General features: G+C 65.5%; 14 protein-coding genes. 13 read left to right on the top strand and 1 reads right to left on the bottom strand.

What is annotated here, in order from left to right:
- The 11 genes from prpB to ACFPB1_RS15225 all read left to right on the top strand — a co-directional run.
- Positions 1-924 (top strand): methylisocitrate lyase (gene prpB / locus ACFPB1_RS15275; protein WP_379226750.1); only part of this gene is annotated, 924 nt, incomplete at its 5' end.
- A gap of 3 nt (positions 925-927) precedes the next feature.
- Positions 928-2,235: a citrate/2-methylcitrate synthase gene (locus ACFPB1_RS15270; protein WP_379226748.1), complete on the top strand. Its 1,308-nt coding sequence runs from the start codon at positions 928-930 to the stop codon at positions 2,233-2,235.
- 33 nt (positions 2,236-2,268) lie between these two features.
- Positions 2,269-3,708 carry a bifunctional 2-methylcitrate dehydratase/aconitate hydratase gene (locus tag ACFPB1_RS15265; protein WP_379226746.1) on the top strand — a complete coding sequence of 480 codons (1,440 nt, stop codon included), beginning with the start codon at positions 2,269-2,271 and terminating at the stop codon, positions 3,706-3,708.
- Between the two features lie 286 nt (positions 3,709-3,994).
- Positions 3,995-4,912: an AraC family transcriptional regulator gene (locus ACFPB1_RS15260; protein ID WP_379226744.1), complete on the top strand. Its 918-nt coding sequence runs from the start codon at positions 3,995-3,997 to the stop codon at positions 4,910-4,912.
- A gap of 188 nt (positions 4,913-5,100) precedes the next feature.
- Positions 5,101-6,444 carry an ABC transporter substrate-binding protein gene (locus ACFPB1_RS15255; RefSeq protein WP_379226742.1) on the top strand — a complete coding sequence of 448 codons (1,344 nt, stop codon included), beginning with the start codon at positions 5,101-5,103 and terminating at the stop codon, positions 6,442-6,444.
- 66 nt (positions 6,445-6,510) lie between these two features.
- Complete coding sequence (locus ACFPB1_RS15250) at positions 6,511-7,413, top strand: carbohydrate ABC transporter permease (protein ID WP_379226740.1); 903 nt, start codon at positions 6,511-6,513, stop codon at positions 7,411-7,413.
- Complete coding sequence (locus ACFPB1_RS15245; RefSeq protein ID WP_379226738.1) at positions 7,406-8,290, top strand: carbohydrate ABC transporter permease; 885 nt, start codon at positions 7,406-7,408, stop codon at positions 8,288-8,290. Before ACFPB1_RS15250 ends, ACFPB1_RS15245 begins: the two co-directional genes overlap by 8 nt.
- 32 nt (positions 8,291-8,322) lie before the next feature.
- Positions 8,323-9,390 (top strand): hypothetical protein, encoded by a 1,068-nt coding sequence (locus ACFPB1_RS15240; RefSeq protein WP_379226736.1) that lies wholly within the window; start codon positions 8,323-8,325, stop codon positions 9,388-9,390.
- 18 nt (positions 9,391-9,408) lie between these two features.
- The gene (locus ACFPB1_RS15235; protein ID WP_379226734.1) at positions 9,409-10,983 is read left to right on the top strand and encodes an FAD-dependent oxidoreductase; all 1,575 of its coding nucleotides are present in this window, start codon (positions 9,409-9,411) and stop codon (positions 10,981-10,983) included.
- Positions 10,984-11,021: 38 nt separating this feature from the next.
- Positions 11,022-12,083: a Gfo/Idh/MocA family protein gene (locus ACFPB1_RS15230; protein WP_379226732.1), complete on the top strand. Its 1,062-nt coding sequence runs from the start codon at positions 11,022-11,024 to the stop codon at positions 12,081-12,083.
- A gap of 11 nt (positions 12,084-12,094) precedes the next feature.
- Complete coding sequence (locus ACFPB1_RS15225) at positions 12,095-12,940, top strand: hypothetical protein (protein WP_379226730.1); 846 nt, start codon at positions 12,095-12,097, stop codon at positions 12,938-12,940.
- A 384-nt stretch (positions 12,941-13,324) separates the two neighbouring features.
- Here the strand turns inward: ACFPB1_RS15225 and ACFPB1_RS15220 are convergent, their stop codons facing one another.
- The gene (locus ACFPB1_RS15220; protein WP_379226728.1) at positions 13,325-13,708 is read right to left on the bottom strand and encodes a RidA family protein; all 384 of its coding nucleotides are present in this window, start codon (positions 13,706-13,708) and stop codon (positions 13,325-13,327) included.
- Between the two features lie 170 nt (positions 13,709-13,878).
- On the opposite strand from ACFPB1_RS15220, the gene ACFPB1_RS15215 reads away from it, so the two are divergent.
- Both ACFPB1_RS15215 and def read left to right on the top strand, forming a co-directional pair.
- Positions 13,879-14,118, top strand: coding sequence for a helix-turn-helix domain-containing protein (locus ACFPB1_RS15215; protein WP_379226726.1), 240 nt, complete (start codon positions 13,879-13,881; stop codon positions 14,116-14,118).
- A gap of 175 nt (positions 14,119-14,293) precedes the next feature.
- Entirely contained in the window at positions 14,294-14,806 is a 513-nt protein-coding gene (def, locus tag ACFPB1_RS15210; RefSeq protein ID WP_379226724.1) for a peptide deformylase, read from the top strand.
- The last annotated feature ends 1,011 nt before the right edge of the window (positions 14,807-15,817 follow it).

Genomic DNA, 15,817 nt, shown 5'->3' with positions numbered 1-15,817 from the left:
GCCGGCGCCGGCCCCGCGGCGCAGCCTGCCGCCGCCGCGTCGCCGGGCCGGCGCTTCCGCGAGGCGCTGCGCGCGGAGCGGCCGCTGCAGATCGCCGGCGCCGTGAACGCCTACGCCGCGATGCTGGCGCAGGCCGCGGGCTTCCGCGCGCTGTACGTCTCCGGCGCCGGGGTCGCGAACGCGTCGTTCGGGCTGCCGGATCTGGCGATCACGACGCTGAACGACGTGACGGAGGACGTGCGCCGCATCGCCGGCGCGGTCGACCTGCCGCTCTTGGTCGACGCTGACACCGGCTTCGGCTCCGCGTTCAACATCGCCCGCACGGTGCGGGAGATGGTCCGCGCCGGCGCTGCGGGCATCCATATCGAGGACCAGGTGGCCGCGAAGCGGTGCGGCCACCGGCCGAACAAGGCGCTCGTGCCGCCGCGCGAGATGGCGGACCGGATCGCCAGCGCGGCGGACGCGCGCACCGACGCGGACTTCGTGCTGATGGCCCGGACCGACGCGCTGGCGTCGGAAGGCATGGAAGGCGCGGTCGCCCGCGCGCTCGCGTACGTGGAGGCGGGGGCGGACATGGTGTTCCTCGAGGCGGCGGCGAGCCTCGAGGACTACCGGATGTTCGCGGCGCAGGTGAAGGTGCCGGTGCTCGCAAACGTGACGGAGTTCGGGCGGACGCCGCTGTTCACGGCGGAGGAATTGGCCGGCGCGGGCGTGGCGATGGCGCTGTATCCGCTGTCGGCGTTCCGCGCGATGAGCGCGGCCGCGCTCGAGACGTACCGGACGATCCGCGCGCGGGGGACGCAGGCGGAGCTGACCGGGCGCATGCAGACGCGGGAGGAGCTGTACCGGGTGCTCGGCTATTACGACTACGAGCGCAAGCTGGACGCCCTGTTCGCGCAGGACGACGAACCGAAGGAGGGATGACCGATGGCGGTGAAGAAGCCCGGCGGCCTGGCGGGCGTGGAGGCGGGCGCAACGGCGATCAGCACGGTGGGCAAGGACGGCTGCGGCTTGACGTACCGCGGCTACGGGATCGCGGACTTGGCGGAGCACGGCAGCTTCGAGGAGACGGCGTACCTGCTGATCCGCGGGAAGCTGCCAAACGTGGACGAATTGACGGACTACCGGCGCAAGCTGGACGCGGCGAGCCGGCTGCCGGAGACGCTGAAGCGAATGCTGGAGCTGGTGCCGGCGGACGCGCATCCGATGGAGGTGCTGCAGCTCGGCTGCGTCGCGCTCGGCACGCTGGAGCCGGAGTCGCCGGACCGCCCGCCGGAGGAGCTGGCGGACCGGCTGATCGCGCTGACGGGGCCGATGCTGCTGCATTGGCACCATTATCATGGGGGCGCTTCCCCGGTCGGCGCGGACGTGCCGGCTCCGGAGACCGCGCCGGCTCCGGAAGCCGCGCCGGGGACGCTGCTGACGGCGGACACGGCCGACGGCCTGCCGGACGGCGGCGCCGCCGCGGAAGCCGGCGCGCCCTTCGGCGGCCCGCCGCCAGGCGGCGACGGGCGCGGCGCACCGGAGCCCGGCGGAGGCGCGGCCGCTATCGCCGACGAAGACTACACCGTCGCGGGCGATTTTCTCCGCCTGCTGCGCGGCAGGCACGCCTCCATGCGCGACCGGCGCGTGCTCGACGTCTCGCTCACGCTGTACGCGGAGCACGAATTCAACGCGTCCACGTTCGCCGCGCGGGTGACGGCATCGACGCTGTCGAACTTCCACGCGTGCATCGCGACGGGCATCGGCACGCTGCGCGGCAACCTGCACGGCGGCGCCAACGAAGCTGTCATGGAGCTGATCGCGCGGTTCAAGACGCCGGAGGAAGCGGCCGAGGCGACCAGGGCGAGGCTGGCGGAGAAGCAGCTGATCATGGGCTTCGGCCACCGGGTGTACAGCGTGTCCGACCCGCGCTCCGACATTATCAAGAAATGGTCGGAGACGCTCTCCTTCTGGTCGCCGGACGGTTATCTCTATGCCGTATCCGAGGCGGTCGAAGCCGTAATGCGGGGGAAGAAGGCGCTGTTTCCGAATCTGGATTTCTATAGCGCGACCGCGTACCACTTCATGGGCATTCCGACCGCGATGTTCACGCCGATCTTCGTCATCGCGCGGCTCGCCGGCTGGACCGCCCATATTCTCGAGCAGCGCCGGAACAACCGGATCATCCGGCCGACGGCCGCCTACATCGGGCCGGAACCGCGGCCATGGCTGGACCTGCACGACCGGCGCTAGCACGCATGCGAACGAAAGCGAGGCGATCCGATCATGTCTTACGAAACGAACGTCAGGCCCGAGCCGGACCAGCTGCTCGTCGACATCGCCGATTACGCGGCGAACTACCGCGTCCGCAGCGAGGCGGCCTACGAGACGGCGCGCTTGTGCCTGACGGATACGCTGGGCTGCGGCATATTGGCCTTGAAATACCCGGCCTGCACGAAGCTGCTCGGTCCCGTCGTGCCCGGCGCGGAGCTGGAGGGCGGCGTGCGGGTGCCGGGAACATCCTACAGCCTCGATCCCGTGACGGCCGCGTTCAACATCGGCGCGATGATTCGCTGGCTGGATTACAACGATACGTGGCTGGCGGCGGAATGGGGACACCCGTCCGACAATCTCGGCGCCGTGCTCGCCGCCGCCGATTATGTCAGCCGGCGCAACGACGCCGCGGGCAAGCCGCCGCTGACGATGCGCGACGTGCTGACGGCTATGATCAAGGCGCACGAGATCCAAGGCGTGCTGGCTTTGAGCAACAGCTTCAACCGGGTCGGGCTGGACCACGTCATCCTCGTCAAGGTCGCTTCGGCCGCCGTCGTCACCGGCCTGCTCGGCGGCACCCGTGACGACATCGTGGGCGCGCTGTCGCAAGCGTGGCTCGACGGGCATCCGCTGCGCGCCTACCGCCACGCCCCGAACACGGGCTCGCGCAAATCATGGGCCGCCGGCGACGCGGCCGGCCGCGCCGTGCAGCTCGCGCTGCTCACGCTGCGCGGCGAGATGGGCTATCCCTCCGCGGTCACGGCCAAAGGCTGGGGCTTCAGCGACGCGCTGTTCCGGGGGAACCCGGTCACGCTCGAGCGCCCGTTCGGCTCGTACGTGATGGAGAACGTCTTGTTCAAGGTCGCGTTCCCCGCCGAATTCCACGCCCAGACCGCGGTGGAAAGCGCCATCCGGCTCCACCCGCTGGTGGCCGGCCGGCTGGACGACATTGCGCGCATCGTCATTTCGACGCACGAGTCGGCCATCCGCATCATTGATAAGACCGGTCCGCTGCACAATCCGGCCGACCGCGACCACTGCCTCCAATACATGACCGCCGTCGGGCTGCTGCACGGCCGGCTGACCGCCGACGACTACGAGGACAAAGCGGCAGCGGATCCCCGCCTCGACCGGCTGCGCGGCCTCATGAAGGTGACGGAGAACGCGCAGTTCTCCCGCGATTACCTGGATCCCGACAAGCGGTCCATCGCGAACGCCGTGCAGGTGTTCTTCCGCGACGGCAGCATGACGGAGCAGGCGGTCACCGAATATCCGGTCGGCCACAAGCGCCGCAGGGAAGAGGCCATCCCGCTGCTGAAGCGCAAATTCGAAGCCAATCTGGCGACCCGGTACGACGAGGAGCGGACGCGGCGCATCGCGAAGCTGTGCGGCGACGCGCGGGAGCTGGATGCCATGCCCGTTCACCGGTTCATGGACCTGCTCGCGGATTGACGGCGTTCCCGGGCGCGGGCGCCGCTGCATCCGGCGGCGAAGGAGCTGGCGCGCATCGCCGCAATTCCGAAGGGTGAGCCATCGGCGCCGGCCGAACGGCCTCCCGCTAAGCCCGCAAGACGGACCCTCGGGTAGAGGGTGCCGCCTTGCGGGTTTTTGTGTTTTAATATAGTTCATTCGTCGATGACGTCGATGGCCTGCGCATCCGGAGAAGACCTGACGAAGATCATTCCGGGCGGCGCCCGGGCGATGATGGCGCGCCGTCCGCTATTCGGGAGGTTTTATCTTGCTGCACGAACGGAAACGGTTTCATTTCGACAATCTGTACTTTCTGAATCCGAAGCAGTACGAGTTCTTCACCCTGTATCAAATCGGCGACCTCTGCTGCGACTCGGGCTATCTGCTGCGGGAGCATACGCAGGTGTGCTACGAGATCAGCTACGTCATGTCGGGGAAGGGGTGGTTCTCGACCGACGGCAGGCGGAGCGACGTGGAGGCCGGGGACGTGTACATCAACATTCCCGGCGAGGTGCACGCGGGAGGCGCCGACGCCAAGGAGCCGTTCCGTTACTTCTACTTGGGGTTCCTGTTCAATCTGCGGCCGGAGGACGGCTATCGGGAGAATGTCGAGAGTCCCTTCATCCATATTCAGAAAATGATGGACAAGCGGGAGACGCCGCTCGCGAAGGACCGCTTGGACATGCGGCATACCTTCCTGGGCGCGCTCAAGGAATTCCGCAATCTCTCGCACTATTCGCAGGTGATGACGCAAACGTATTTGAACCAGTTGATCGTGCTCATGTACCGCAACTTCTTCTCCGACTGGGACAGCGCCTACCACGTCGAACCGGGAGACGGCGCGACGAGCGGCATCGTGTACGACGCCATCAGCTACATCGATACGCATATGCTGACGATGAAGGACCTGGCCGAAGTGTCGCGGGAGCTCGGGTACAGCTATTCCTATCTGTCCCATCTGTTCACCGAGGAGACGGGCATCAGCCTGCGCAACTTTTATTCGCAGAAACGGCTGCAAAAAATCATCGAGCTGCTGAAATCGCGGACATGCAGCATTACCGAGATCGCGTCGACCATGCAGTACCAATCCATCCACTCCTTCAGCCGGGCGTTCAAGAAAGCGGTCGGCCTCTCCCCCACCGAATACATCCGCCTCTACGTCAAGGACGACCGGGATCAAGCTTGACGACGGAGCGCCTTCACCCCTTTCGCGGACGCGAAGGGGGTTTTGCTGCCGGATGTCCCGTTCCAGCTCGATGCGGCGATCTAAAAAAGAGACAACAGTTTTAAGCATGTATGGTTAAATACAGCCTGCCCCCGTTCAGGTACAATCGCCTTAGCAGCGCAAGTTAAGCGTGGGAGAGGGGATGACGTATGACAACCGGTAAACGATTGGCCTCGATCGCGGCGGCGGGAAGCTTGGCCGCCGCATTGGCGGCCTGCAGCGGCGGCGGCGGAACGGACGGCGCGTCCGGTCCCGGCCAAGCGCCGGCGAACGGGAACGCCGGAGGGACGGACGCACCGCCGAAAGCCGTCACCTTGAATTTCTGGACCATCTCGCTCAGTCCGAACTTCGACGACTACATCCACGAGCGGATCGCGAAGTACCAGGACGAGCATCCGGGCATTACCGTCAAATGGACCGACCTGCCCTACGGCTCCATGGAGAACAAGCTGCTGACCTCCATCGCCGGCGGCAACTCCCCGGACGTCGTCAATCTGAACACCGGCATGACGCTGACGCTCGCCGCGAAGAACGCGCTCGTCGATCTGAACAAGGAAGCGACGGAGGAGCAGCGCGCGATCTACTTCCCCGACCTGTACAATTCCACCAAGCTCGGCGACAGCGCGTACGCGTTCCCATGGTACTTCGGCTTATCCGTGTTCATGTACAACAAGCAAATCTACGAGGAAGCGGGACTCGACCCGAACAAGCCGCCCGTCACGCTCGACGAATTGAAGCAGCAAGCCGTGCAGATCAAGCAGAAGACCGGCAAATACGGCTTCACGCTCGTCTCCAATCCGCCGGCGGACCTGTACTTCGCGGGCGTGCCGATTATCAGCGAAGACAAGAAGACGATCATCCTGAACACGCCCGAAGCGCTGGTCTGGGCGAAGTGGAACAAGGCGCTTTACGACGAAGGCGTCATTCCGAAGGACAGCGTCGGGGCCGACGCCAACTACGCGACCGACAAGTACCAGGCCGGCCAAATCGCGACGCTGACGACCGGCGCGAACTTCCTGAACCGCGTCAAGCAAAACGCGAAGGACGTCTTCGACAACACGCTCGTGGCCAAGATGCCGGCCAAGAAGGAAGGCGGCAATTACCAGGCCAGCCTGATGGACGTCGTCGTGCCGACGATGAGCGGGCATCACAAGGAAGCGATCGACTTCGCCAACTACATCACGAACGACGAATCGCAGCTGGCCTTCTGCAAGATCGTCAATATTCTGCCGTCCACGAAGAAGGCGGCCGCCGATCCGTTCTTCACGCAGGGCGGCGACGATCCGGAGTCCAAGGCGAAGGTGATCGCCGCTTCGATGGTCGGGCAGGCGAAGGACTTCACGCTCGGCATCAAGGACGAGTCGAAGGTGCTCGATCCGCTGTGGAAGGGCTGGACCAAGATGATGCTGGGCCAGCAGTCGCCGGAGGACATGCTGAAGCTGGCTGAGCAGGAGATGCAGAAGCAGCTCGACGCCGTGAACGCGGACAATTGAGGCGGCGGCGCCGCGGGGGAAGGAGCGCGCTTCTCCCCGGCCGTCCGGCGATAAGGAGGATTCATCGTGGCATCGTCGTTATCCAAGCAGCAGCGGCGGCGGGCCGGGTTCGCTTATTTGATGATCGCGCCCGGCGTCCTGCTGCTCGTCGTCTTTACCTTCTACCCGATCGTGTACGGCCTGCCGCTCGCGTTCACGAATTATTCGGCGCTCGACGCGACGAAGTGGATCGGGCTCAGCAACTTCCGGCGCGCGTTCGCCGATCCGGACTTCTACACGGCGCTCCGCAATTCGCTGCTCTACGTCGTCGTCGTGCCGGTGATCCAGCTGCTCGCGATTCTGATGGCCGTGCTGGTCAACACGAAGCTGCGATTCGTCGGGTTGTTCCGGGTGGCGTATTTCGTGCCGGTCGTCACGTCCATGGTCGCGGCGGCGATCGCGTGGAAGTGGATGTACGAGGAGCAGGGCATTCTGAATTATATCCTGCGCAGCCTCGGGCTCATCCGCCACGGCATCGCGTTCATGGTGGAGCCGAAGCTGGCGCTCGCCGGCGTCATGCTCGTGACGATCTGGAAGGGCCTCGGCTATTACATGATGATCTACCTGGCCGGTCTGCAGTCCATACCGGGCGAGCTGCAGGAGGCGGCCCGTATCGACGGGGCGAACCGCTGGCAGGTCGTCCGCCGGATCACGATCCCGCTGCTCATGCCGTTCGTACTGCTCTGCTCGCTGCTCTCCGTCATGGGCGCGATCCGGGTATTCGACGAAATCTTCGTCATGCACGGGCCGAAGGGAGATCCGGTCAATTCCACGCTGGTCGCGAGCGTGTACACGTACAAGGTGGCGTTCCAGGATTTCGACTTCGGCTACGCCGCGGCGATCGGGCTCGTCGTCGCCGTGATCATCTTGGCGTTCTCCTTGGTCCTGTTCCGTTACACGCGGAAGGGAGGCTTGACCTATTATGAGTAACGGCGCTTCGGGGCGCGGCGGCGCAAGCGCTCGCTCGCGGCGGCCGGCCGTCACCGGGCTCAAGAAGGCCGCGTCCGCGGTCGTCCTGTACGGGATGCTGATCGCCGTCGCGCTCGTCTGCCTCGGTCCGTTCCTGTGGCTGCTGTCGACCTCGCTCAAGGTGAACGCGAACGTGTACGCCTTCCCGCCCCAGCTGATTCCGCGGCCGGTCAATTTTCAGAATTTCGCCGACGTGTTCCGCATCATGCCGCTCTGGACGTACATCAAGAACACTGTGTTCATGACCGTGCTCGGCGTCGGGCTGAACGTCGTTATCTGCACGATGACCGCCTACCCGCTCGCGCGCATCGCCTTCCCGGCGCGAAGCGCCGTGTTCTACGCCATCGTCAGCACGATGATCCTCCCGAACGCGGCCGGCATGATCGTTAATTTCATCATCATCCAGAAGCTGCATCTGTATAATACGCTCCTCGGCGTCGTGCTCCCGTCGGCGGTCAGCGTGTTCAATATTTTCCTGCTGCGGCAGGCGTTCATTACCGTTCCGAACGACATCGAGCATTCCGGCCGCATCGACGGCGCGAGCGAATTCCGCATTTTCTGGAACCTGATGGTCCCAATGGTCCGCTCCGCGGTCGCGACGGTCGTCATCTTTGATTTCATGGCGTTCTGGAACAGCATGATCTGGCCAATCATCGTCCTCGACCACAAGGAGAAATACCCGCTCGCCGCGGCGCTGCAATATTTGCAGGGCAACCTATCCTATAATTTCCCGTATATCGCGGCCGGCACGATCATCTCCGTCATTCCGATCCTGATCATCTTCCTGATCCTGCAGAAGCAGTTCATCAACGGCATGGTCGGAGCGGTCAAAGGTTAGCGAATCCTATTCGAACGAAACGAGGGATATCCATGACGAAGCGCAAACTCTTGCTGGCGATAACGGCCGGGCTGCTCGGCGCAAGCACCGCCCATGCGGCGCAGACGACGGTTCCGGTCGCTTCGCTGCAGCCGGCCGTGCATCTCGAGAAGCCGCAGCTGACGGCGACGGGCGGCAAGCTCCTGCTCAGCGATTCGCCGGAAACGTTCACGGCGGCCGGGGCGTTCTACCGGGACGCGGCCCAAGGCGAATTCCGCGTTTTCTGGCATCACCAGAACGCGTCGGCGCAGCCTGTGGAGGTCGGGGTCGCGATCACGAACACGTCCGATGCGCCGGTGAAGCTGTCGACCAAAGGTCTCGGCATCGCCGCGAACGTGTACGTGGACGTCGCCGGTCAGGACGCGCTGGTCGGCTTCATGCGGACGCAGAACGCGCTGAAGCCGGCGGCGACGCTCGCGCCGGGCGAGAGCTATTATTTGACGGCACCGACGGAGCCCGGCATCACGAACAGCGGCATCGTTCAATTCGTCGCGGCTTCGGCGGCCGGCGGCGCGCCCGCGCAGGTCACGGCGACCGTGCTGAGCTTCGCCGAGCGGCCCGTCCATCCGGAGGAGGTCGCGGTCCTTCCCGCGGATTCGCATACGCGGGGGACGTTTCCGCATTTCGACCGGACCGGCACGATCCGCTACGACACATCGCTCGGCAACGCCTACCTGCGTATCGATTCCGCTGCCTATGGGCAATGGAGCGACGCGCTTCCCGGCGAATACGAGGACGGCTACGACGCGGTGGACGGCGGCAAGACGGTCATCAACAACGGCAACTACGGCGTATTTTACCGCCTGTCCGCCGAGGTCGCCAACAGCTTCCATCATCCCCGCAATGTTAGCTTATACCTCAATCCGTCGGGCGGTTACGGCCATTACGCGATCAAATGGAACAAGACGATCTACCAGTCCGAGTACCTCTCGTACGAGAACGCCTGGAACGTCGCGAACTTCAAGCTGAACCCGAACGGCAGCACGTATAAGGCCGAGATGAGCTTGACCGGCGGAGCGGCCGGGCCGCAGGTCATTTATTTCACGAACCAGGCGAAATGAAGCTAGGAGGCTTGCCCGATGACCGAAGAGCTGCATGCCGATCTCGTCATTATCGGCGGCGGGACCGGCGGCTGCGCGGCCGCGCTGGCCGCCGCCAAAATGGGTTTGACGGTGATCATGACGGAAGAGACGCCATGGATCGGCGGCCAATTGACGAGCCAGGCCGTTCCGCCCGACGAACACCCGTGGATCGAGCAGTTCGGCTGCACGAGGAGCTACCGCCGGTTTCGCGACGGCGTGCGGCAGTATTACCGCGATTATTTTCCGCTCACGCCCGAGGCCCGGGCGAACGTGCAGCTCAATCCGGGCAGCGGCTGGGTGAGCCGGCTGTGCCATGAGCCCCGGGCGGCGCTCGCCGTGCTGAACCACCTGCTGGCCCCTTACGTCCACAGCGGCCGCGTGACGATTCTGGACCGCTGCCGCGCCGAGTCGGCCCGGACCCGCGGCGACGACGTCCTGTCCGTCACGGTGCGATGCAGCGGCCGGCAGGGCCGCGCCGAGCTGACCGCGCCGTACTTCCTCGACGCGACCGAATGCGGCGATCTGCTGCCGCTGGCCGGCGTCGAATACGTGACGGGCGCGGAATCGCAGCGCGAGACCGGCGAACCCCACGCCTTGGAAGGCGATCCGCAGCCGGCGGACATGCAGGCGTTCACGTACTGCTTCGCCATGGACTATCTCGTGGGGGAAGACCACACGATCGCGAGACCCGGCCAGTATGCATTCTGGCGGGACTACCGCGCGGACTTCTGGCCGGACCGGCAGCTCAGCTGGACCGGGGTCAAGCCCGCGACGCTGGAGCCCGTCCGCTACGACCTGTTTCCGGATAAGGACTGGATGTCGCTGTTCGGCTACCGGCGAATCGTCGACAAGAGCCATTTCGCCCCCGGCACCTACCGCAGCGACGTCACGCTCGTGAACTGGCCGCAGAACGATTACTGGCTCGGCTCCGTCATCGACGTCGGCGAAGACGAGCGGGCGCGCCATCTGGAAGCCGCCAAGCAGCTGAGCTTGTCGCTGCTCTATTGGATGCAGACGGAAGCGCCGCGGCCGGACGGCAAGCAAGGTTACCCGGGCCTTCGCCTGCGGAAGGACGTCGTCGGCACCGCGGACGGGCTCGCGATGGCGCCGTACATCCGGGAATCGCGCCGCATCCGGGCCGAATTCACGGTCGTGGAGCAGCATCTGAGCACGGAATGCCGCGGCACGGAGGAAGCCGAGCCCTTCCTCGATTCGGTCGGCCTCGGCTGCTACCGGATCGATCTTCATCCGAGCACGGGGCTGCGCTCGTATATCGACATCTCCAGCCTGCCGTTCCAGATTCCGCTCGGCAGCCTCATTCCCGTGCGCGTCGGCAATCTGCTGCCCGCTTGCAAAAACATCGGCGTCACCCATATTACGAACGGCTGCTACCGGCTGCATCCGGTCGAATGGAACATCGGCGAGGCGGCGGGTTATCTGGCGGCGTTCTGCCTGCGGCGCGGCAAGCGTCCCCGGGAGGTGCGGAGCCGCCCGGAGCTGCTCGGGGAGTTCCAGCAGCTGCTCGTACGGGAGGGCATCGAGCTCGCCTGGCCGGAGTCGCGCCCGGTGTGAGCGCGCCGTAAATTACGCGAATCGAGGAGGAGTCGGCTATGACAAGCAAGCTTCGGATCGGCGTCATCGGCGCCGGATCCATCTCGGATCAGCATCTGAACGCCTACCGGCGCAACCCGCGCGCGGAGCTCGCCGCAGTGTGCGACAAGAACGAGGACCGGGCGAAGGCCAAGGCGGAGAAGCATGGCGTCCCGCATACGTACGCTGATTACCGCGACCTGCTGGCGGATCCCGGGATCGACGCGGTCAGCGTCTGTACCTGGAACGATTCCCACGCGGAGATCAGCATCGCCGCGCTGGAAGCGGGCAAGCACGTCCTGTGCGAGAAGCCGCTGTGCACGACGGTCGAAGAAGCGCTGCGCGTTGAGCAAGCGGCGAAGCGCAGCGGGAAGACGCTGCAGGTCGGCTTCGTCCGGCGCTACGGCGCCAACACGCGGATCGTGAAGGCCATGGCGGACCGCGGGGAATTCGGCGAGCTGTATTACGCCAAGGCCTCGTGTATCCGGCGCCTGGGCAATCCCGGCGGCTGGTTCGCGGACAAGGAGCGCTCCGGCGGCGGCCCGCTGATCGACGTGGGCGTTCACGTCATCGATCTGTGCTGGTATTTGATGGGCCGTCCCAAGACGATATCGGTCAGCGGCAATACGTACGCGAAGCTGGGCAACCGCGCCAATGTGCAAAACCTCGCCTACTACAAGTCGTCGGACTACGACCCGGCGCTGAACACGGTGGAAGACCTGGCCAACGCGCTCATCCGATTCGATAACGGCGCCTCGCTGCTCGTCGACGTCAGCTTCGCGCTGCATGCGAAGGAAGACGAGCTGTCGGTGAAGCTGTACGGGGAGAAGGGCGGCGTCGAGCTGGAGCCGGAGCTGACGTTCGTCACGGAGCGCTGCGATACCATCTTGAACATGACGCCCCAGATCGACCGGCTGACATTCGACTTCGCCGCCGGTTTTCGGGACGAGATCGATCATTTCGTCGAGGCATGCCGCGGCGTCAAGCCGACGTTAAGCCCGGTCGAGGACGGCGTGGAGATGATGAAGATTCTGTGCGGCATCTATGAATCCGCCGAGAAGGGAGAGGAGATCCGGCTGTAACGGATACGAGCATGAGAACAATCGGGTTGATCGACTATTATTTGGACGAGTGGCATGCCAATCGCTACCCGGCGTGGATCGGGCAAGCCTCCGGCGGCCGGCTGAAGGTCGCGTACGCATACGGTATGAAGGATGCGGACGGCGGCCTCTCCAACGCCGCATGGTGCGAGCGGAACGGCATCAAGCCGCTGGCCTCCATCGAAGAAGTGGTAGATCGAAGCGACGGGTTGGTCGTGCTCGCGCCGGACCATCCGGAACTTCACGAGCGGCTGGCCCTGCCGTGCCTGCGCTCGGGCAAGCCGACGTACGTCGACAAGACCTTCGCCCCCGACCGCCGGACGGCGGAGGCGCTGTTCGAAGCGGCCCGCGCGCACGGGACGCCCCTCTACTCGGCGTCCGCGCTCCGCTACGCGGCGGAATATGCGGAAGCCGACAAGACGGACATCGAAGTCCTGTGCAGCGTCGGGCCCGGGGACTACGGCAATTACGCGGTTCATCAGCTCGAGCCGGTCGTCGCGCTCATGGGCCGCCGCGCGAAGCGCCTCATGTACATCGGCACGCCGGATGCGCCGGCGCTGCTCATCCGCTTCGCGGACGGGAGGCAAGCCACGGTCCACCTGCTCGGGCGGGACTGTCCGTTCGGCATCGCGGTGAAGCGCGCGACGGGCGGCACGACGGTATTGAAGCCCGAGTCGGATTACTTTCAAGCTTTCATTCGGCAGCTGGTCGCATTCTTCGAGACGGGCGTGCCGGCTGTGGAGCCGGCCGACACGATCGCGATCGTGACCCTGCTCGAATACGGCCGGATCGCCGCCCGGATGCCGTATGAATGGATCGAGCTGCCGGCGCCGGGGTAGCTCCCGCGGACCGGCGGCGCTGCGGCCTCGCGGCGACGTGGACACCGGCGGCTTGCGGCTCGCCGCGGGTCCAGCGCGGGCTCGGGGCCGGCGCGGGGCCGCGGAGCCCGTAACGGCGCTTGAAGGCGGCGGGGGTGCGAACGTCCGGGACGGCGTTCGAAGGCGGCGGGGGCGCGGCCGCCCGGGACGGCGCTCGAAGGCGACGGGATCGCGGCCGCCCGGGACGGCGCTCGCAGGCAACGGGGTCGCGGCCGCCCGGGGCGGAGCTTGAAGGCGACGGGATCGCGGGCGCGGATGACATAGGTCGCGGACGCGGACGACATATACGCATGAAGCTCCCCCGCCGGGGGAGCTTTTTGCCATGCGGAGGCGGCGTTCCGGCTTCTACTCCACGATCGCTTCCGCCTCGATCTCCACGAGCAGCCGCGGGTCGATTAGCGCCCGTACCTCCACCATCGTCGCCGCCGGGCGGATGTCCCGGAAAAACTCCCCGTGCGCGCGGCCGATCTCCTCCCATTGCGAGATATCCGTCACGTACATGCGCGTGCGCACGACATGGCTCATGTCGGCGCCGAGCTCGCGGAGCGCCCGCTCGATCGTCTGCAGGGCGAACTTCGCCTGCTCGTACGGGCTGCCTTCGCCGACGACGTCGCCATCCTTCATCGCGGTCGTGCCCGCCACTTCGATGCGCCCGCCGACGCGGACGGCGCGGCAGTAGCCGACGACCGGTTCCCAGGGCGAGCCGGTGAATACTTGACGTTTGTGCATGCGATTCACTCCATTCTGTTCGGTGCTTGGGTTTGGTGCTTATTATACGGGGCGGGCTTGCGTTTTTGAACCCCTTGCTTCGTTCGCCGCGATCTGGTAACTTAGGTGTTAACTAATATAGTTAAGTGCTGCCTAATAACTTGTCCGACGAAGAAAGGAGGTTCGCTGCCATGCTCGCATGGATGCTGCGCCCAATCATGGCGGAGCGGGGCATATGGTCCGGCGCCGCGCTGGCCCGGCTGTTGAAGGAAAAGGCCGGCTACGAACTGTCCGCGCCGTCGATCAGCGCGCTCTTGAACGCGCCGCCAAAGCAGATGAAGGCGGAGACGATGGACGCCTTGTGCACGGCGCTGTCCTGCACGCCCGGGGACTTGTGGGTCCACACGCCGCCGCATAAGAAGGGCGCCTGACGGCCAGGTTTGCCGTAAGCCGCCGTATGGAGCAATACGAACGCTGAACGAAAGCAGAACGAAAGCAAAACAAAAGTAGAATGAGGCGGAGCGGAACGAAACACAACACAACGAATGCAGAATGTAATTTGCACGGGAACGAACCAAAGAGAGCGCAAGGAAAGGAAGCGAGACGATGGCGGTAAAAACGATTCTCCCATTCGGCGATCCCGTGCTGCGCAAGATCGCGCGGCCGGTCGACGTGCTTGGCCCACGCGTCTTCAAGCTGCTGGACGACATGCGGGATACGCTCTACGCCGCGGAGGGCCGTGCCGGACTGGCCGCGCCGCAGATCGGCATTTTGCGGAGGGTCGCCGTCATGGATTGCGGGAACGGGCTGATCGAGCTCATCAACCCGGAGATTCTCGAGGCGTCGGGCGAGCAGACGGGCGCGGAAGCGTGTCTGTCGTATCCCGGCTACCGCGGGCTTGTGAAGCGGGCGTCCACGGTGAAGGTCCGCATGCTGACCCGGACGGGCGAGACGGTCGTGCTGGAGGCGGCCGGTTACCCCGCGGTATGCATGCAGCACGAGATCGACCATCTGAACGGCGTGCTGTTCATCGACCATGTGCACGAGCCGTTTCTGGTGCACGAGACGACGGGGCACCGGGTTCGCGTGCTGGACGTGCAGCGCTTGACGCGCGGTTAGCGGAGGTATGTCAAGGGATTGCTGAACATCGCCGAGGCTGGCTGAACGGTCAGAAGCCGAACGGCGGCAGCGGGAGGCGATAGAGCGAGCTGGAGCTGCGAAAGGTTTCGGAAAGTATCGTGTTAGGTCCAAGGCGCCCCTCGCGCTCATCCCGTCTCCCGACTGGCCGATTCGCTAGTTTCAACATTTCGGCGGCCACTGGAGCCGCTATTCGTGTTGGAGCCGCCGATTTGGCGGTTAAGCGGCCACAGGAGCGGCTATTCGCCGAAAAGGGGGCATTATCCGCGTGTTTTGTGCCTCATAACGGCTCCTGTGTCCGCCAAACGCGGAAAACACACCGAATCGCCTAAATAACGGCTCCTGTGTCCGCACAATTGGAGGAACGAAGCTAGTCTGCCGATGCCCGGACCCACGCCGCCCCGGCCGCCTAGTGCGGCCGACGACCCGGGCTCCGCCCGCCGCCGCCCGTGCGGCTGAATGGCCGCGACCCGCGGGCTTTGTCGCTTGCTCTAGGGCGCCAACCGCCAACTCGCGTGCGCGAACGGCCGCCACTCGCGGGCTTCTCCGCCTAGCCTAGGCTTTGCCCGCGTCCGGCGCCACGAGCGCGTCCCGTCCCTGGTTCCGCCCGCCGCCGCACGCCGCCCGTGCGGCTGAATGGCCGCGACCCGCGGGCTTTGCCACTTGCTCTAGGGCGCCAACCGCCAACTCGCGTGCGCGAACGGCCGCCACTCGCGGGCTTCTCCGCCTAGCCTAGGCTTTGCCCGCGTCCGTCGCCACGAGCGCGTCCCGTCCCTGGTTCCGCCCGCCGCCGCCCGCCGCCCGTGCGGCTGAATGGCCGCGACCCGCGGGCTTTGCCACTTGCTCTAGGGCGCCAACCGCCAACTCGCGTGCGCGAACGGCCGCCACTTGCGGGCTTCTCCGCCTAGCCTAGGCTTTGCCCGCGTCCGGCGCCACGAGCGCGTCCCGTCCCGGGTTCCGCCCGCCGCCGCCCGCCGCCCCGTGCGGCTGAAT

The sequence above is a fragment of the Paenibacillus sp. GCM10023250 genome (assembly GCF_042653205.1).
GTDB lineage: Bacteria > Bacillota > Bacilli > Paenibacillales > Paenibacillaceae > Paenibacillus_Z.
This window is presented reverse-complemented; position numbering and strand designations above follow the sequence as displayed.